Source organism: Vibrio nomapromontoriensis (assembly GCF_050337205.1).
Lineage (GTDB): Bacteria > Pseudomonadota > Gammaproteobacteria > Enterobacterales > Vibrionaceae > Vibrio > Vibrio nomapromontoriensis.
This window is the reverse complement of the sequence record NZ_JAKJSS010000019.1, coordinates 32,908-49,829: the sequence shown is the minus strand read 5'-3', so window position 1 is coordinate 49,829 and position 16,922 is coordinate 32,908. Positions and strand designations below refer to the sequence as shown.

The 16,922-nt window shown below is 44.8% G+C and carries 17 protein-coding genes; 13 read left to right on the top strand and 4 right to left on the bottom strand.

Going from position 1 to position 16,922, the window contains the following annotated elements; genetic code table 11:
• The first annotated feature begins 142 nt into the window (after positions 1 to 142).
• From rplM to sspB, 7 genes are all read left to right on the top strand, one after another.
• Positions 143 to 571 carry a 50S ribosomal protein L13 gene (gene rplM / locus L4D05_RS21360; protein WP_244358259.1) on the top strand — a complete coding sequence of 143 codons (429 nt, stop codon included), beginning with the start codon at positions 143 to 145 and terminating at the stop codon, positions 569 to 571.
• A gap of 15 nt (positions 572 to 586) precedes the next feature.
• Positions 587 to 979 carry a 30S ribosomal protein S9 gene (gene rpsI / locus L4D05_RS21355; RefSeq protein ID WP_250617398.1) on the top strand — a complete coding sequence of 131 codons (393 nt, stop codon included), beginning with the start codon at positions 587 to 589 and terminating at the stop codon, positions 977 to 979.
• 460 nt (positions 980 to 1,439) lie between these two features.
• Positions 1,440 to 2,030 carry a ubiquinol-cytochrome c reductase iron-sulfur subunit gene (gene petA / locus L4D05_RS21350; protein ID WP_428795229.1) on the top strand — a complete coding sequence of 197 codons (591 nt, stop codon included), beginning with the start codon at positions 1,440 to 1,442 and terminating at the stop codon, positions 2,028 to 2,030.
• Positions 2,030 to 3,295 (top strand): cytochrome b, encoded by a 1,266-nt coding sequence (locus L4D05_RS21345; protein ID WP_428753377.1) that lies wholly within the window; start codon positions 2,030 to 2,032, stop codon positions 3,293 to 3,295. Before petA ends, L4D05_RS21345 begins: the two co-directional genes overlap by 1 nt.
• On the top strand, positions 3,292 to 4,029 hold the full coding sequence (locus tag L4D05_RS21340; protein WP_428753375.1) for a cytochrome c1: 738 nt from the start codon (positions 3,292 to 3,294) through the stop codon (positions 4,027 to 4,029). Before L4D05_RS21345 ends, L4D05_RS21340 begins: the two co-directional genes overlap by 4 nt.
• A gap of 88 nt (positions 4,030 to 4,117) precedes the next feature.
• Positions 4,118 to 4,753: a stringent starvation protein SspA gene (gene sspA / locus L4D05_RS21335; protein WP_265676534.1), complete on the top strand. Its 636-nt coding sequence runs from the start codon at positions 4,118 to 4,120 to the stop codon at positions 4,751 to 4,753.
• A 6-nt stretch (positions 4,754 to 4,759) separates the two neighbouring features.
• Positions 4,760 to 5,260, top strand: a complete 501-nt coding sequence (gene sspB / locus L4D05_RS21330; protein WP_428795228.1) for a ClpXP protease specificity-enhancing factor — start codon at positions 4,760 to 4,762, stop codon at positions 5,258 to 5,260.
• Between the two features lie 107 nt (positions 5,261 to 5,367).
• Here sspB and L4D05_RS21325 read toward each other — a convergent pair whose 3' ends face one another.
• From L4D05_RS21325 to L4D05_RS21315, 3 genes are all read right to left on the bottom strand, one after another.
• Positions 5,368 to 6,507 carry a glycerate kinase gene (locus tag L4D05_RS21325; protein ID WP_428795227.1) on the bottom strand — a complete coding sequence of 380 codons (1,140 nt, stop codon included), beginning with the start codon at positions 6,505 to 6,507 and terminating at the stop codon, positions 5,368 to 5,370.
• 9 nt (positions 6,508 to 6,516) lie between these two features.
• Positions 6,517 to 7,782, bottom strand: coding sequence for a GntP family permease (locus tag L4D05_RS21320; protein ID WP_428753370.1), 1,266 nt, complete (start codon positions 7,780 to 7,782; stop codon positions 6,517 to 6,519).
• A 161-nt stretch (positions 7,783 to 7,943) separates the two neighbouring features.
• Positions 7,944 to 9,086 (bottom strand): sugar diacid recognition domain-containing protein, encoded by a 1,143-nt coding sequence (locus L4D05_RS21315; RefSeq protein ID WP_428795226.1) that lies wholly within the window; start codon positions 9,084 to 9,086, stop codon positions 7,944 to 7,946.
• Between the two features lie 93 nt (positions 9,087 to 9,179).
• Between L4D05_RS21315 and L4D05_RS21310 the strand changes: the two genes are divergently transcribed.
• The 6 genes from L4D05_RS21310 to L4D05_RS21285 all read left to right on the top strand — a co-directional run bounded on the left by L4D05_RS21310 (position 9,180) and on the right by L4D05_RS21285 (position 15,272).
• Positions 9,180 to 9,551 (top strand): YacL family protein, encoded by a 372-nt coding sequence (locus tag L4D05_RS21310; protein WP_428753366.1) that lies wholly within the window; start codon positions 9,180 to 9,182, stop codon positions 9,549 to 9,551.
• A 208-nt stretch (positions 9,552 to 9,759) separates the two neighbouring features.
• Positions 9,760 to 10,098 (top strand): P-II family nitrogen regulator, encoded by a 339-nt coding sequence (locus L4D05_RS21305; RefSeq protein ID WP_250617406.1) that lies wholly within the window; start codon positions 9,760 to 9,762, stop codon positions 10,096 to 10,098.
• A gap of 18 nt (positions 10,099 to 10,116) precedes the next feature.
• Complete coding sequence (locus L4D05_RS21300) at positions 10,117 to 11,346, top strand: ammonium transporter (RefSeq protein WP_428753364.1); 1,230 nt, start codon at positions 10,117 to 10,119, stop codon at positions 11,344 to 11,346.
• Positions 11,347 to 11,520: 174 nt separating this feature from the next.
• On the top strand, positions 11,521 to 12,531 hold the full coding sequence (locus L4D05_RS21295; protein ID WP_428753363.1) for a Fe(3+) ABC transporter substrate-binding protein: 1,011 nt from the start codon (positions 11,521 to 11,523) through the stop codon (positions 12,529 to 12,531).
• Positions 12,532 to 12,615: 84 nt separating this feature from the next.
• Positions 12,616 to 14,241: an ABC transporter permease gene (locus L4D05_RS21290; RefSeq protein WP_428753361.1), complete on the top strand. Its 1,626-nt coding sequence runs from the start codon at positions 12,616 to 12,618 to the stop codon at positions 14,239 to 14,241.
• On the top strand, positions 14,241 to 15,272 hold the full coding sequence (locus L4D05_RS21285; RefSeq protein WP_428753360.1) for an ABC transporter ATP-binding protein: 1,032 nt from the start codon (positions 14,241 to 14,243) through the stop codon (positions 15,270 to 15,272). Before L4D05_RS21290 ends, L4D05_RS21285 begins: the two co-directional genes overlap by 1 nt.
• 187 nt (positions 15,273 to 15,459) lie before the next feature.
• On the opposite strand, the gene L4D05_RS21280 is transcribed toward L4D05_RS21285, so the two are convergent.
• Entirely contained in the window at positions 15,460 to 16,872 is a 1,413-nt protein-coding gene (locus tag L4D05_RS21280; RefSeq protein WP_428795225.1) for a phosphoglucomutase/phosphomannomutase family protein, read from the bottom strand.
• Between the last annotated feature and the right edge of the window lie 50 nt (positions 16,873 to 16,922).

Here is a 16,922-nt window from a genome sequence, read left to right as displayed (position 1 = left end):
CGTTACTGCGAGCCTCTAGTTATGACGAAAGTCTAACTATGCCAAGTGTTTCCAACACTCGAAGGGGTGATGAATGGGACTCTTAGACAGTGGGAACAGTTTGTTCCTTAAGTGTAAATTTTTTTAATAGGTAATTATTAGCATGAAAACTTTCGTTGCTAAACCAGAAACTGTAAAACGTGACTGGTATGTTGTAGACGCAGAAGGCAAAACTCTTGGCCGTATCGCAAGTGAGATCGCATCTCGTCTTCGTGGTAAGCATAAAGCTGAATACACTCCTCACGTAGACACTGGTGATTACATCATCGTTGTTAACGCTGAGAAAGTTACTGTAACTGGTAACAAGGCTAAAGGTAAAGTGTATTACCGTCACACTGAGTTCCCAGGTGGTCTTAAGTCTATCACTTTTGAAAAGTTGATCGACAAGAAGCCAGAAATGGTAATCGAACTAGCTGTTAAAGGTATGCTACCACGTGGTCCTCTAGGCCGTGCTATGTACCGTAAGCTAAAAGTTTACGCTGGCGCTGAGCACAATCATGCTGCTCAACAACCACAAGTACTAGACATCTAATTGGGGATATCAGAAATGGCAGAGAATCAATACTACGGCACTGGTCGTCGCAAAAGCTCAGCTGCTCGCGTTTTTATTAAACCAGGCACTGGCAACATCGTAATCAACAAGCGTGAACTAGAAGTTTACTTCGGTCGCGAAACTTCTTGCATGGTAGTTCGTCAGCCTCTTGAGCTTACTGAACTAACTGAGAAGCTAGATCTATTCGTTACTGTTAAAGGTGGCGGTATTTCTGGTCAAGCTGGTGCAATCCGTCACGGTATCACTCGCGCGCTTATGGAATACGACGAAACTCTACGTCCTGCTCTACGTGCAGCTGGCTACGTTACGCGTGACGCTCGTTGCGTTGAGCGTAAGAAAGTTGGTCTACGTAAAGCACGTCGTAAGCCACAATTCTCAAAGCGTTAATTTTTCGTTTTTCGAAAAATCTACGTTCCAGTTTATTCTGGTTTGTGGTCCAAAAGCTCAGCCTCACGGCTGGGCTTTTTTGTTTTTTAAGTCCGGCATAAATCCCCTAGATTCATCAACTCCCCTCAATAGACTGCGCTTTTCCTCCCTTTTGTGAACTGGCAAACGATTTCCTGCGATAGATGTTACGAAAAGGTAGCTTTATCTTGTCAAAAAGTAGGGTTTTCTTTATCATTTGCTATCAAATAAATACAACTAAAATTCTTATTTTGTTAGCCATGCTTTATTGGTGATAACTAATATCGGAATGGACTCAAGTGTGTAGGTTTTTATTATAAAATATGCACGTTCAATTCAAGGAAGATAACCAACGGAATGGTTCCCCCGCGGTTATTTAACATGACAGAGCAGCTTGGATTCGCTTGGTATTGGCCCAAGGAGCATATGGGAGAAATGTTGGATGAGCAATGCGCCTTTAAATAACGGTCGTAGGCGTTTCCTTACTGCCACAACTGCGGTTGTCGGTGGTTTGGGAGCAGCTGCAGTCGCCGTTCCTTTTATTAAATCTTGGAACCCAAGTGCCAAAGCAAAGGCCGCCGGTGCTCCTGTAGAGGTTGAAGTCAGTAAACTTGAAGAGGGCCAAATGGTTCGTGTCGAGTGGCAAGGCAAACCGGTATGGGTTGTTAGGCGAGCACAGTCTGTTTTGGATAATCTGGGGACGTTATCAGATAAATTACGTGACCCACAATCTCAAGAAGAACAGCAACCAGAATATGCTCAAAATGGTTATCGCTCGATTAAACCAGAGTATTTTATCGCGGTTGGGTTTTGTACTCACCTAGGATGTTCGCCAACTTACCTTGCGGATTCTTTTAGTGAGCAAGTCCAAGGTGTGAAATCAGGCTTCTTCTGTCCTTGTCACGGGTCGAAATTTGACATGGCAGGCCGAGTATTCCAAAACGTGCCGGCACCACTGAATCTAGTGATTCCTAAGCATATGTATTTGAGTAATACAAAAATTCTTATCGGCGTGGATGAGGGGGATGCATAATGCAAGCTGTACTTGATTGGGTAGAAAAACGACTACCCGCAATGAATGCTTATAAAAAGCATTTATCAGAATATCCAATGCCAAAGAACTTTAACTTTTGGTATTTATTCGGCTCTCTTGCTATGTTGGTCCTTGTTAACCAAATCCTAACGGGGATTTGGCTTACCATGAACTACGTACCATCTGGTGAAGGCGCATTTGCTTCTGTTGAGTACATCATGCGTGATGTGGAATACGGTTGGCTACTGCGTTATATGCACTCAACGGGTGCATCGGCATTCTTTGTTGTTGTTTACCTTCATATGTTCCGCGGCCTAATTTATGGCTCATACCAAAAACCTCGTGAGTTGCTTTGGGTTTTCGGTATGCTGATTTTCTTAGTGCTAATGGCAGAAGCCTTTATGGGCTACCTCCTTCCTTGGGGACAAATGTCTTACTGGGGTGCTCAAGTAATTATTTCACTGTTTGGTGCCATCCCAGTTATCGGCGATGACCTGACATTGTGGATCCGTGGTGATTACATCATCTCCGGCGCGACACTAAACCGATTCTTTGCCTTGCACGTTATTGCGCTACCAATTGTGCTACTGCTACTGATTGTCTTGCACGTTTTGGCGCTACATGAGGTAGGCTCAAATAACCCGGATGGTATTGAAACTAAGCTACCGAAGGGCTCAATGGGCGATGACTACAAAACGCAGTTCAAATTCCATGATTACTACAGCAAAAAATACGACATCATTGATTCGATACCTTTCCATCCATATGGAACGGTAAAAGATATGGTGGGTATAGCAGGCTTCTTCTTCTTGTTCTGCTACGTGTTGTTCTTTAACCCAGAAATGGGCGGTTATTTCCTTGAGCCACCAAACTTTGAAGCAGCGAACCCTCTGAAAACACCAGAGCATATTGCCCCAGTTTGGTACTTCACACCATTCTACGCCATCTTACGTGCGGTTCCTGATAAGCTGCTAGGTGTGGTTGCAATGGGGGCTTCAATTGTGTTCTTGTTCCTATTACCGTGGTTTGATCGTTGTAAAGTTCGTTCTTACCGTTATAGAAGCAAAATCCACTTGATTAATATCATTCAGTTTACGATCAGCTTTATTGCGTTAGGCATTCTAGGTGCACTTCCTGCAACAGCGACGTACACCTTGATGGCTCAAATCTTTAGTTTGGGATATTTCATGTTCTTCATTTTGTTGTATGTCTACAGTAAAAATGAGAACACCAAGCCACTACCGAAGAGGGTGACATTTAAATGAAAAAGTGGATTGTAGTACTTTTTGCTCTGTTGCCATCTCTTGCGCTAGCGGCGGGTGGGAACGTACACCTTGATAAAGCAAATAATGATCTGACAGACCAAGCATCACTGCAAAACGGTGCGAAGTTGTTCATGAATTACTGTTTTGCTTGTCACTCAACGCAGTATCAACGTTATGAGCGTGTCGCCAATGACCTTGGCATTCCAGTTGATTTAGCTAAGGAAAACTTAGTCTTTGACCCGGAAGCGAAAATTGGTGATTTGATGGTGAACTCTATGCCACAAAAGCAAGCTGCGGCTTGGTTCGGGGCTCCGCCACCAGATTTAACCTTAGTCGCTCGTGTACGCGGTGCTGATTGGTTATATACGTACCTTCGTTCATTCTATGCTGATCCGAGTCGTCCATTTGGTGTGAATAATATCACTTTCCCAAATGTCGGCATGCCACACGTGCTTGAAGAGCTTCAAGGCATTCCAACCGCTATCGTGGAAACACATATGGTTGACGGCCAAGAAGTGGAAGTGATCGTTGGTACGGAGACAAATGGACGTGGTGAGCTGAGCTCTGCGGAATACGATGATGCGGTTCGTGACTTAGTGAACTTCCTTGAGTACTCGGGCGACCCAGTGAAACTGGAACGTCACGCAATGGGTTGGTGGGTAATGGCATTCCTTGTGCTATTTACTATTGTCGTTGTGTTGCTGAAGAAAGAGTATTGGCGTGATGTACACTAATTGTGCTATCATGTCGCGCTGATTCTAAATTTTGTTAACAATGGAGGCCTTGCCTCCATTGTTTTTTGTAAGTATGCCGGAGGGCTCCATGGCTGTAGCTGCCAATAAACGTTCTGTGATGACTCTTTTTTCTAGTGCTACTGATCTATACAGCCACCAGGTTCGTATCGTTCTAGCTGAAAAGGGTGTCAGTGTTGAGGTTGAGTTAGTGGATGAGTCAAACATCCCTGCAGAGCTTGCTGAACTGAATCCATATAAAACCGTACCAACTTTGGTTGATCGTGAGCTTGCGCTTTACGATTCAAAGATCATTATGGAATACCTAGATGAGCGTTTCCCTCATCCACCACTAATGCCGGTTTATCCTGTTGCTCGTGGTAACAGCCGTTTAATGATTTACCGTATTGAACGTAACTGGTATACGCTTGCAGAAAAAGTAGTGAAAGGTACGGCTGAAGAATCTGAAGCTGCACGCAATAAACTGCGTAATGATCTACTAACACTAGCGCCGATTTTTGCTGAGTACGAGTACTTCATGAGTGAAGAATTCAGCCTGATCGATTGCTACTTGGCTCCACTATTGTGGCGTTTGCCAGAAATGGGCATCGAGCTTGTTGGTCCTGGTGCAAAAGAGATTAAGATTTACATGAACCGTGTATTTGAACGTGATTCATTCCTAGCTTCGCTTACAGAAGCTGAGCGTGAGATGCGTTTAGTTCGCTAATTATTCATGGATATCACTAAAATGACGCCCCGCCGTCCTTATATGCTTCGCGCATTCTATGACTGGCTGGCAGAAAATGACCTTACTCCGCATATCGTTGTTGACGCAATGTTGCCAGGAGTACGTGTACCGCTGGAGTTTGTTCAAGATGGCCAAATTATCTTGAATATCGCTTCTAGAGCAGTGGGTCAATTAGAGTTAGGTAATGAAGCCATTACCTTTCACGCTCGCTTTGGTGGCAAACCGCATTCGGTTATTGTTCCGCTTTATTCTGTGCAAGCTATTTATGCACGAGAAAATGGCGCGGGAACAATGTTTGAACCTGAAGATGCGTATTTGTCTATTGAAGAGGAAGACGTTGCAACAGAGAGCCCAATGTCAGGTTTGTCTGTGGCGGAAGCGCCAGTCGCAGAATTACCTGCAGACTCGGCTGTTGAGTCGGATCCTGATGGCGATGATGAGCCGCCTAGGGCAAAAGGTCGACCAAGCCTAAGAGTTGTGAAATAGTTTGATTCCATTAAAAAAGACTGCTGATTAGCAGTCTTTTTTTTGTCCAGATTACGCTGTAATTTATTCAGCGTATAGCCTAGTTACGCTAACATTGATGACCACTCTTAGCGTGGTAGAGTCATTGCTAGTGCAGCCGCTACATTACGCGAAGTCATTTCTACATTGAACGCGGCTTCTTGCAAAGCAGTGGCAAGATCTGTCGCTCCAAGCACGACACTATAAACTGCATCGATGCCATGTTCATAAACGACGTGACAGTCTTTTGCTGTGCTACCTGCAATCGCAATGACGGGAATATCATACGCTTTTGCGGTTCTCGCGACCCCAATCGGTGTTTTGCCGTGAATTGTTTGGCTGTCAATGCGTCCTTCACCAGTAATAACGAGGCTGGCATCTTTGACGACATCACTGAGTTGAACTGCATCCATTACGATCTGTATTCCGGGACGTAACTCGGCATTAAATAGTCCAAGGAATGCAGCACCGAGTCCACCCGCTGCGCCAGCTCCTGGAGTGTGCTTAACGTCGCGACCATTTGTTGCTTGGATAATATCCGCGTAGTGCGAAAGGTTAGCGTCAAGTGTCGCGACCATCGCAGGGGTTGCACCTTTTTGTGGGCCAAATACAGCACTAGCACCTTTCTCGCCACAAAGTGGATTATCAACATCGCACGCGACTTCAAGCTTAATCTCTTTTAGCCTCGGGTCAATGTGATCAACGTTTATGGAGGCAAGTTTACTCAGTTCCCCACCACCATAACCGAGATTAGCCCCTTCGCTATCAAGTAGCTGGGCACCAAGTGCTTGTGCCATACCTAAGCCACCATCATTCGTTGCACTGCCACCGATGCCAACAATGATGTGTTTGACCCCCTTGTCTAGAGCAGCTTTGATTAGCTCACCTGTGCCATAAGATGTGGTAAGTAGTGGGTTACGTTGTTCCGCTGACACCAAGTGAATGCCTGAGGCTGCGGCCATTTCGATGATGGCAGTGCTGCCATCGCCGAGTAGACCGTAGAATCCTTCAACAGATTGACCTAGTGGGTCGGTGACGGATACCGATACTAGATCCCCTCCAGTCGCATCAATGAGTGATTGTACCGTTCCCTCTCCACCATCAGCCATCGGTAATTTGATGTATTCGGCATTAGGAAATACTTGTTTGAAGCCGCTTTCAATGGCTTGTGCAACTTCCATTGCGGTTAAACTTTCTTTATATGAATCAGGAGCAATTACAATTTTCATGATAAAACCTTATACAAATAAACCAAATACACCAAACATCATGACTGAGACAAAGGCGATCACTAGACCGACAGCGGACTCGTAAGGAATGAGTTTTAGGCGCTCGTGAATGTCCATATGAACAGCACCACCCGTTGCGTGGAAGAAGCTACCATGTGGCATATGGTCGAGTACGGTTGCACCCGAGTGAATCATTGCCGCCCCTGCTAAAGCGGGAACACCAAGCTCTAGTATGGTGCCGCTAAATACGCTAGAGGCAACAGCAGTACCGGCTGTAGTCGATGCAGTGGCAAGTGACATCATGGCACCTGAAATAGGAGCTAGCAGGTAAGACGGTAAGCCTGATGATGTTAAGACATCGATAAGCCCATCTTTTAGACCTGAGTTGGCGATGATGCCAGCCAAGGTACCTGTACCTAGTAGCATGACGGCGACAGGCGCCATGCGGCTAAGTCCTGATACGGCAAAGTGGTTGGTATCGGCAAAGCGGCCCATAACGACTGCGCCGATAAGACCACCGAGTGGTAACGCGATGAGTGGGTCAACGTTGATACCGGCAATCGGGCGTAGTGACAGTAGCGCAATCGCAACCATAGGGGCAGTGATAGAAGCGACAAAAGAAGGCAGTTTAGAATGGTCAACCGCAACGACTTCACTCGCCGCTACTTTTGAGCCTTTGTTGATTAATTTTTTCGCGATGAAGTACGCGACAATCATGCCGCAAATGCCAGGAATAATACCGGCTGCCATTACTGAGGTCAGTGGAACGTTAAATGCGTCGGCTGCCGCAATGGTATTTGGGTTAGGTGACATGACGTTACCCGCTTTACCGCCCCCAACCATCGCAAGCAAAATGGCAGCTTTAGAAATATCGGCACGATGTGCAATCGCCAGTGCGATAGGAGAAACAGTGATAACCGCCACGTCTACGAAGACACCAACAGCTGTGAGGATCATCGTTGCGATAGCTAATGCAAGTAGTGCTCGAGTTTCACCAACCTTTTTGACTATGGTTTCTGCAATCGAGGTAGCGGCACCTGATTCAATGAGCACACCTGCTAACACACCAGCAGCGAGAATACGAAGTACTGCGGTGACAATACCTTGTGCGCCACCAATCATTAAGCTGACGGTTTCTGTTAGCGAGACACCACCAATGACACCACCAATGAGGGCACCAATAATCATGCCGTATGCGGGTGGTACTTTCTTGAGAATGAGTGTTATAGCGACGACCAGTGCCGCTAAGGCACCGAGAGTAGAGACTTCTATCATTTTGAGTTTTCCGCGTAAGTTATTAGAATTCTTGTCGGTGTAGAGTTTCACCTTATTGAAACAGACTACCGACAGAATAAGGCTAAAGCTTTATGCGAAGTGACAGATTTATAGATAGGAGTGATAGCTTATTTGTGCATTTGAACAATTCTGTGATTTATTTAGATACATTTTAAAGCAAGGTAAAGTTGAATTTTATCCTCTAACTTATTGATATTTAGAGTTGTTTCTTGTTCTATCTTATCTAGTCGGTAACGAAGGGTATTTCGATGAATATGTAGTACCTCACAAGTTTGAGCTAGATCGCAATTTTGTTCAAAAAAGACACGTAGCGTTTTTACTAGCACGTTCTTGGTGTCTGACACGGTAAGCTTATGGAGAGGATCCGTCAATTGCTGCGCTCGCCAAGGGTCTCGCTTAATGCTACTGACCAGCACTGACAACTTGTGATCGTGATAAAAAAGGATCGACTTTGCTTTGGGTTGGCAGATTTCCATTGTGGATTTAGCCGTTTCGTAAGATTTTGCTAATCCAATGACACCAGGGAAGTAATCGCCAATGGTCATTTGAATAGAAAAGTCGCACTCGTGGTCGATGCGCTTCATTAATTTGGCAACGCGCTTTTGTTCTTCTTGTCGATTCCAAATAGTTTGCTGAACCGTAATCGGCTTAAGTACCACAATTTCGTTCATAGACACCGAGACAATGCCGACAATATTGTCGCGCTCTGGATACTCAAGTAAATGTACCAGCCGTTGTAGATGCTCCAGTGTTAGCGTTTCATTCGCTTTGGGGATCACTTTGATAACGGCAGCAACGCGCGGTTGGTCTAGGTCTAGATCTAATCGCTGAGCAATGGAGAGTAGCTGCCCCTCGTTTAAGCTGGTTCCTTGGATAAGCTGTAGCAATAACTCTTCACGGTGACGTTTGTTCCATTGAATTTGGTGCATCAACGCCGCTTGTTCTACGATGAGTTCAGCCGTCATTTTGACTAGCTCGCCGTAGTTGCGTACTTCATCGGGCGTACCAGAGATCCCGACGACACCAATGACGTTATCATCATAAAGAATGGGTAAATTAATGCCTTTTCTTACTCCTGAGAGGGTAGACGCGACCGCATCATTAATTTCAATAATACGATTGTCTTTGATTGCCAATAACGCACCGTCATGGGTGTGATGCAAGCGTGAAGGATCGCTTGAACCAATAATCACACCGTTATCATCCATAACGTTGATTGAATGTTGAATGATCTTTTTCGCTCTATCAACAATTTGTTTCGCTATCAATGCGTTGAGCTGCATCTCGTCGTCTCTACTACTAGGAATCTTTTGAGTATACCCGAGAACATTAGAATTTAAGGTATAATCGTTTGGTTATTGCTAAGAGACAATGTGATGGAATTCGAATTTATTAAAAACTCGCTCACCGGAGAATATATGGTCCGGTGTGAAATGGGGCATGAAGTATTGGCACGTTTATTCCAAGAGGAAATCTCAACGTGTGACCGTACCATTGCGGAAATTAAAGCTCAGATTGCTTTAGCCTCGCAATATCCAAGCAAGGAGTTTCGTTGGGAAGGCAAAGAAATTTCGTTGAGCATTGTTGAGTCAGAAGTGCATGTATTTGAAAACTGTCTAAATTTTGATGTGACTAGCGATAGTGTGGAAGACTTTGAACTTTACAGCAGTGAAAGTTTTAGCGAGTCAGGTCTTGAGGATTTTAGTTCTGTTATTGCTCAGTGGGAGCGATTTATTCACAACCGTTAGATTGCTTTTTTACTCTCATGCACAGTTCTAGTGCTTGAACGATGGCCTGCCTTATTTTTGTGAACACATTGCACCACTAAAGTGCAATGTGTTTTCATTTAATTAACATAATTATTTCTATTTCTTATATATCAATACGTTAAAAACTTGGCACGCGCCTTGAAAGTGTTATTCCAACAACAGGGATACACACGGCGAAGGGGATGCCATGAAACTTATTAACGCAATCATCAAACCATTTAAATTAGACGACGTACGTGAAGCGCTTGCTGATGTCGGTATTGAGGGTATGACGGTTTCCGAGGTCAAAGGGTTTGGCCGTCAAAAAGGACACACAGAATTGTACCGCGGTGCTGAATACCAAGTGGACTTTTTACCAAAAGTGAAGCTAGAAATTGCCACTCACGCCGACAATGTTGATCGTGTTGTCGAGGCTATTTCAAATGCCGCACAAACCGGAAAAATAGGTGACGGTAAAATTTTTGTGTATGACTTGTGCCAAGCCGTTCGTATTCGTACGGGCGAAATGGATGCTGAAGCACTTTAAGGGATTGGAGAAAATATTATGGAATTAGCAACAACAGTCAGTGAACTACGTTACGCGCTGGACACTTTTTACTTTCTTATTTCAGGCGCTTTAGTGATGTGGATGGCAGCGGGGTTTGCCATGTTAGAGGCCGGCTTAGTTCGCTCTAAAAACACCACAGAAATTTTGACTAAGAATTTCTGCTTGTACGCCATTGCTTGTACTTGTTATTTGGTGGTCGGCTATCACATTATGTATGTCGATAATGCAGAAGCGGGTTGGCTACCTTCATTTGGTGCGTTAATTGGTACACAAGCGGAAGGCGCGGACCACTCGCTAGAATCTGACTTCTTCTTCCAAGTTGTGTTTGTTGCAACGGCAATGTCGGTAGTTTCTGGTGCGGTTGCTGAGCGAATGAAACTATGGTCATTCTTAATTTTCTCTGTCGCGCTAACGGCCTTTATCTATCCAATGGAAGGGTACTGGACGTGGGGTGGTGGTTTCCTTTCTGAAGCAGGATTTAGTGACTTTGCCGGGTCTGGTATTGTTCATATGGCTGGCGCAGCAGCAGCACTAGCTGGCGTGTTACTCCTTGGTGCTCGTAAAGGTAAATATGGTAAGAACGGTGAAATTTATCCAATTCCAGGTTCAAACATGCCACTTGCGACGCTAGGTACGTTTATTCTTTGGTTAGGTTGGTTTGGTTTCAACGGTGGCTCTCAACTTATGGTCTCTGACTTTGAGAACGCAACAGCGGTGGGGCAAATTTTCTTAAATACCAACGCTGCCGCTGCTGCGGGTGCTATTGCCGCGATGTTAGTGTGTAAAACCACGTGGGGCAAAGCAGACCTGACTATGATTCTCAATGGTGCGCTTGCTGGGCTAGTTGCGATTACTGCAGATCCGTTATCACCATCACCCGTTTACTCTGTCGCCATTGGTGCGGTTGCTGGGGCATTAGTGGTATTTAGCATCGTCGGCTTAGATAAAATTAAGATCGATGACCCAGTAGGCGCGATTTCGGTTCACGGTGTGTGTGGCTTCTTTGGCCTGATGGTTGTGCCACTGAGTAATGGTGATGCGACCTTTGGCGCTCAGCTATTTGGAGCTGCGGTTATCTTCGGTTGGGTATTTGGTGCTAGCTTGGTGGTTTGGGCGGTACTAAAAGCAACGATTGGTATCCGAGTATCAGAAGATGAAGAATTAGAAGGTATGGATATGCATGACTGCGGTGTCGGGGCTTATCCTGAGTTTGTGACTTCAAAGTAGCGGCTAAACACTCGATTTAAAGTCTCATACTAGATATACACGCTGTCACATAATTGTTAAAAAACCTGCCCATAGTGGCAGGTTTTTTTATGTTAGATCATTGTTTTCTGTCTAGAGATGAATATAATAACGCAACTGATAAACGTTCTCATTTTGAATTAAAGGAACTAAATAATGAAAAAACTGCTAGCCCTATCAGCAATCGCCGCAGGATTTGCTGCCCCAGCAATGGCCGCTGAAGAAGTCAACGTTTACTCTTACCGTCAACCATTTCTCGTTGAGCCTATGTTCAATGAGTTCACTAAAGAGACTGGTATTAAGGTCAATGTAAAGTTTGCTAAAAAAGGCTTAGCAGAGAAGCTTCAACAAGAAGGCGAATATAGCCCTGCCGATGTGGTATTAACAACCGACATTAGCCGCCTTGCTGAACTCACAGATAAAGACGTGGTTCAAGCTGTTGAAAGTGACGTTATCAATGCCAACGTTCCTGCTCAATATCGTGACAAAGAAAATGAGTGGTTCGCGCTTACATTACGTACTCGTAATGTTTACTCGTCAAAAGACCGTGTAGGCAAGCTTGGCGAAGACTTTAACTATGCTGATTTAGCGAACCCTGAATACAAAGGTAAAATCTGTACTCGTAGCGGTAAGCACCCTTACAATGTTTCTTTAGTTTCTTCTATGATTGCGCATCACGGTGAAGCAGAAACAAAAGCTTGGTTGGAAGGTGTGAAGTCTAATTTAGCTCGTAAGCCGCAAGGTAACGATCGCGCTCAAGTAAAAGCGATCAAAGAAGGCCTTTGTGACGTTTCACTAGGCAATAGCTACTACCTAGGAAAAATGGTTAACGACAAAGATCAAAAAGCCTGGGCAGATGCAGTTTACATCAACTTCCCGAATCAAAAAACGGAAGGTACGCACGTAAACATTAGTGGTATGGCCATGGCGAAATACGCACCAAACCAAGACAATGCTCTTAAGCTAATGGAATTTTTAACTGGCGCAACAGCGCAGCAAATGTACGCAGAAGTGAACTATGAATACCCAGTTAAAGAGGGTGTTAAGCGTTCTGAATTGGTTGAATCGTGGGGCGACTATAAAGCCGACACAGTTTCACTTGATGACATCGCTGGCTATCACAATGCGGCAATCAAATTGTTAGATGAAGTTAAGTTCGACCTTTAATTGGCAAAAAGGGGTATAATGCCCCTTATTGAATTCCGGTTACTGAACGTCTCGACTTCGTGTCGCCTGATGTATGTTTAGGCAATGAAAGAAAAAAATGCAGTTTGGAAAACCAGTAGTGGAGTGTTAACTCTGCTACTGGTTTTGCCTATTTTAGCGATCTTCTATACAGCACTTGGTGAAACAAGTGACATCTTCTCGCACCTAATAAATACGGTGATGCCCACTTACACCATCAATACTGTGCTTCTTGTTGTCGGTGTACTGATACTTTCTCTGATTCTTGGTGTGCCTAGCGCGTGGTTTATGGCCATGTGTAAGCTACCATCAGAAAAAGTACTGCAATGGGCACTGGTTCTTCCCCTCGCAATGCCTGGCTATATTATTGGCTATATTTTTACCGATTGGTTTGACTTTGCTGGTCCAATTCAAATCTGGTTAAGAAACGTATTTGAATGGGGCGTAGGCGATTATTGGTTCCCTGATATTCGTACCGTTGGTGGCGCGACAGTGGTGTTGTCACTCGTTCTTTATCCGTATGTGTATCTTCTGTGCCGTGCGGCATTTATGGAACAAAACGTCTCTTTGTTACAGTCTGCTCGGTTGCTGAAATGTACGCCGTTTGAAAGCTTTTGGCGTATTTCCCTACCATTGGCTCGCCCTTCGATTGCCGTCGGTTTGTCGCTGGTGGCGATGGAAACCATCGGGGACTTTGGTACCGTCAGTTATTTTGCTGTGAATACCCTCACGACAGCGGTCTATGATACGTGGCTTGGTTATTCTAGCTTAAGTGCTGCCGCCAAAATATCCGCATTAATGATGATGGTTATTGTGCTGCTATTGGGGGCCGAGCGATACAGTCGACGTCGTCAAAAGCTGTTTCAAAGCCAATATAATAGTCATGAAGACTTTCGCTATGAGCTTAAAGGCTGGAAAAAATGGTTTGCTGTTGCTTGGTGCTGGGGATTGGTGGCGATTGCTTTTATTTTCCCACTAGGCCAGCTGGTTATTTACGCCTATAAGTATTTTGCTCAAAGCTGGACACCTGAATTTCAAACTTACGCAATGAACAGCCTAAAGGTTTCTATCATTGCAGCTGTGATTGCGGTGGCCATCGCAATAGTGGTGAATTTTTATCGTCGTTTGGCGTCTAATACATCTAGCCAAATTTTCATGAGAGCCAGTTCATTAGGCTATGCCGTTCCGGGAACGGTATTAGCCATTGGTGTCATGGTTCCTGTGTTATTTATGGATCATGCGATTAATGATTTTGCTGTTTGGATGGAGTGGAAGCGTCCAGGCCTGCTGTTCTCTGGCTCTATGTTTGCGATTATTTTTGCTATGGTTGTGCGCTTTTCAGCGGTAGCGATTGGCAGTATCGAAACCAGTTTAAGCAAGGTGTCACCTTCACTAGATATGGCGTCTCGCACCATGGGCTGTAAGCAAAATCAGATGTTGGCACGCGTGCACTTTCCTTTGATTAAACGTGGGATTTTGATAGCCGGTCTTTTGGTGTTTATTGAGTCGATGAAAGAGCTCAATGCGGCGCTGCTATTACGACCGTTTAATTTCGAAACGTTAGCGACTTATGTCTATAACTTTGCCTCTGATGAGCATTTAGAGTTGGCGGCTATGCCAGCGGTTTTATTAGTCTTGGTTGGACTTATCCCTCTCATCATAGTTAACCGATCTTTGGAGCAACCCCACTAATGACGACTGCGTTATCTATTGAAAACCTTTCTTGCCAATATGACTCTCAAATGGTGTTGGAAGCGTTGTCGCTGCAAGTGAATCAAGGAGAGATTGTTTGCTTGCTTGGCGCGAGTGGCTGCGGCAAGACAACATTATTAAAAGCGATTGCTGGCTTGCTGCCTTTATCCGGCGGGTTAATGACGTTAAATGAAAAAGTCATTGATGATGGTAGAACATGGTTACCGCCAGAGCAGCGTAATATTGGTATGATCTTCCAAGATTATGCGTTATTCCCGCATCTTACTGTGGCAGAAAATGTCGCGTTTGGACTCAAGGGGCAACCGAAAGAACAACAAGATTCAATTGTTGATGAGGCGCTTTCTCTTGTTCACCTCAAAGCGTTTAAAGCCCGATACCCGCATCAACTCTCCGGTGGTCAACAGCAGCGCGTGGCGATAGCAAGAAGCTTAGCGTATAAACCCGATCTACTTCTTCTCGACGAGCCGTTCTCAAATATCGATACTCAAGTCCGTCATGAATTGATTCGTGAGATCCGTAAAATATTTAAGAAGCAGGGTATCACCGCTATCTTTGTGACTCACAGCCGCGAAGAGGCTTTCGCGTTTGCTGATAAAATGGCGGTGATGAATGCAGGCGTTATCGAGCAGTATGGCAGTGCATCAGAGCTTTATTTTTGTCCATCGAGTAAGTTTGTTGCCGATTTCTTAGGGGGAGGCAGCTATCTTGAAGCTACGCATATCACGAGCTCTACGTTTGATACGGTGATAGGGCAGATTGCTGCGACATCCTGTACTTTCATTGCGGAAGGTGCAAAGTGTCAGTTGTTGGTTCGACCGCAACAGATCCAATTGTCCTCTTCTGAGCAAAGTAGCATTCATGTTGTAGAGCAGCAGTTCATGGGTGACCACTGCCGTTATGTGGTGGATATAAAAGGCACACGAGTACTAGCGACGTCAATGGAAGCATTGAATGTCGGTCAAAGTGTGGCAGTGAGTGTTGAATCTCAAGGGATTGTGGCGTTTAGTTAAGTGATGACACTCATACGGCTTCCCATTGTGATTAATATGGGAAGGAATGCTTTTAGTAGCATTTAAAAAAAGCCCGATGAATATTCATCGGGCAAAGATGTTCTCCACCTATAGGGAGTTCCTTGCTAGCCCATCATTTGGTAAGGCAGGTCCTTATAACAGGAAGCAAGGAGAAAGGTAACAGAGACTACAACGACAAAAAGCCTTTCATCTGTTGAAGAACATATTCTGCTTGTTCTTTATCTTCCATCTCACAAAAAATACGCAGTAATGGCTCTGTTCCTGAGAAGCGAGCAATGACCCAGCCACCATTTTTAAAGTAAACCTTAGCACCATCGGCGTAGCTCACTTTATCAATATCGTAATCAAATTCTGGCAGTTGTTTTTCGATATAGAGTTTATGGTACAGGCTGTCTTTTTGTGAGGCCTTGAAGGTACAGTCGCCCTCAGCGGTATAGGCATAGCCATATTGACTGTAAATTTCATTGAGAAGCTCGGAAAGTTTTTTGCCGGTGACGCTCAGCATCTCTACCAGTAAGCTTGAGGCGAACACACCATCTTTACCTTTAATGTGGCCTCTAATGGTTAAACCGCCCGAGCTTTCCCCACCAATAAGTGAGTCGTCAGCTTCCATTTGGGCACTAATGTGCTTAAAGCCTACGGGAACCTCAAAGGCCTTTTGTCCATAATGCGCGGCGATCTTGTCGAGTAGATGAGTGGTTGCAATATTTCGAACTACCGAGCCAGTCCAACCTTTATACTCAAGTAAGTAGTAGTACAACAGCATCAAGACTTCATTGGGATGAATGAAGTTACCTTTTTCATCAATGATGCCCAGTCGATCGGCATCACCATCGGTACCGATACCGATATCATAGCCTTCAGCGGCAACAAGGTGCTTCAAGCGATAGAGTGTAGCGGCATTAGGGGATGGCATTAAGCCACCGAAGTCTGGATTTTTACCATCGTTAATCACATCAACATCGCATCGACCGTTGATTAATACCGTTTGTAGGGCGTTCTTAGCCACACCGAACATAGGATCGATGAGCACTCGTAAGTTGGCTTTTTTGATCGCGTCAATATCGATGAGATCGATGATTGAATCAACAAACTGATTCATTGGGTTGATCTCAATGATCTTGTTTTGTTGCACTGCGATATCAAAGTCGAGACGTTGGATTTGATCTGCCGTTAACGTGGCGATCTGAGATTCGATCTTTTCTGTGATGATCTCATCAGCATCTCGGCCACCTTCAATAAACACTTTCACGCCATTGTAATCGGCGGGGTTGTGAGAGGCGGTGATGCAAGCTGAATAGGCGCAGCCCATGTGCTTAGCCTGATACATGACGATCGGGGTTGGTACAAATTTATTGATGAAGCTAACCGGGATATCATTTCCTGCGAGTACTTCGGCAAACCACTGACCCGCTTTGTCTGATAAAAAACGTCGGTCGTAACCAATGACGAAACCTTTATTCGCTACCCCTTCGTGGTTAATAACATTTGCTAAAGCTTGAGCCACAATCCTGACGTTATCTCGGGTAAATTCCTCGCCAATAAATGCGCGCCAACCACCCGTACCAAATTTAATCATAATTCTCTCCTAACGAGCTCCGAAGAGCTCGTATTGATAGTTCGTCCTTG

What these genes read in the sequence shown, in the direction of transcription:
- L4D05_RS21300 (WP_428753364.1), top strand. Translation starts at nt 10,117, where the DNA reads ATGGAATTAGCAACAACAGTCAGTGAACTACGTTACGCGCTGGACACT.
- L4D05_RS21285 (WP_428753360.1), top strand. Translation starts at nt 14,241, where the DNA reads ATGACGACTGCGTTATCTATTGAAAACCTTTCTTGCCAATATGACTCT.
- sspB (WP_428795228.1), top strand. Translation starts at nt 4,760, where the DNA reads ATGGATATCACTAAAATGACGCCCCGCCGTCCTTATATGCTTCGCGCA.
- L4D05_RS21305 (WP_250617406.1), top strand. Translation starts at nt 9,760, where the DNA reads ATGAAACTTATTAACGCAATCATCAAACCATTTAAATTAGACGACGTA.
- rpsI (WP_250617398.1), top strand. Translation starts at nt 587, where the DNA reads ATGGCAGAGAATCAATACTACGGCACTGGTCGTCGCAAAAGCTCAGCT.
- L4D05_RS21340 (WP_428753375.1), top strand. Translation starts at nt 3,292, where the DNA reads ATGAAAAAGTGGATTGTAGTACTTTTTGCTCTGTTGCCATCTCTTGCG.
- L4D05_RS21315 (WP_428795226.1), bottom strand. Translation starts at nt 9,086, where the DNA reads ATGCAGCTCAACGCATTGATAGCGAAACAAATTGTTGATAGAGCGAAA.
- L4D05_RS21290 (WP_428753361.1), top strand. Translation starts at nt 12,616, where the DNA reads ATGAAAGAAAAAAATGCAGTTTGGAAAACCAGTAGTGGAGTGTTAACT.
- sspA (WP_265676534.1), top strand. Translation starts at nt 4,118, where the DNA reads ATGGCTGTAGCTGCCAATAAACGTTCTGTGATGACTCTTTTTTCTAGT.
- rplM (WP_244358259.1), top strand. Translation starts at nt 143, where the DNA reads ATGAAAACTTTCGTTGCTAAACCAGAAACTGTAAAACGTGACTGGTAT.
- L4D05_RS21295 (WP_428753363.1), top strand. Translation starts at nt 11,521, where the DNA reads ATGAAAAAACTGCTAGCCCTATCAGCAATCGCCGCAGGATTTGCTGCC.
- L4D05_RS21310 (WP_428753366.1), top strand. Translation starts at nt 9,180, where the DNA reads ATGGAATTCGAATTTATTAAAAACTCGCTCACCGGAGAATATATGGTC.
- L4D05_RS21320 (WP_428753370.1), bottom strand. Translation starts at nt 7,782, where the DNA reads ATGATAGAAGTCTCTACTCTCGGTGCCTTAGCGGCACTGGTCGTCGCT.
- L4D05_RS21280 (WP_428795225.1), bottom strand. Translation starts at nt 16,872, where the DNA reads ATGATTAAATTTGGTACGGGTGGTTGGCGCGCATTTATTGGCGAGGAA.
- petA (WP_428795229.1), top strand. Translation starts at nt 1,440, where the DNA reads ATGAGCAATGCGCCTTTAAATAACGGTCGTAGGCGTTTCCTTACTGCC.
- L4D05_RS21325 (WP_428795227.1), bottom strand. Translation starts at nt 6,507, where the DNA reads ATGAAAATTGTAATTGCTCCTGATTCATATAAAGAAAGTTTAACCGCA.
- L4D05_RS21345 (WP_428753377.1), top strand. Translation starts at nt 2,030, where the DNA reads ATGCAAGCTGTACTTGATTGGGTAGAAAAACGACTACCCGCAATGAAT.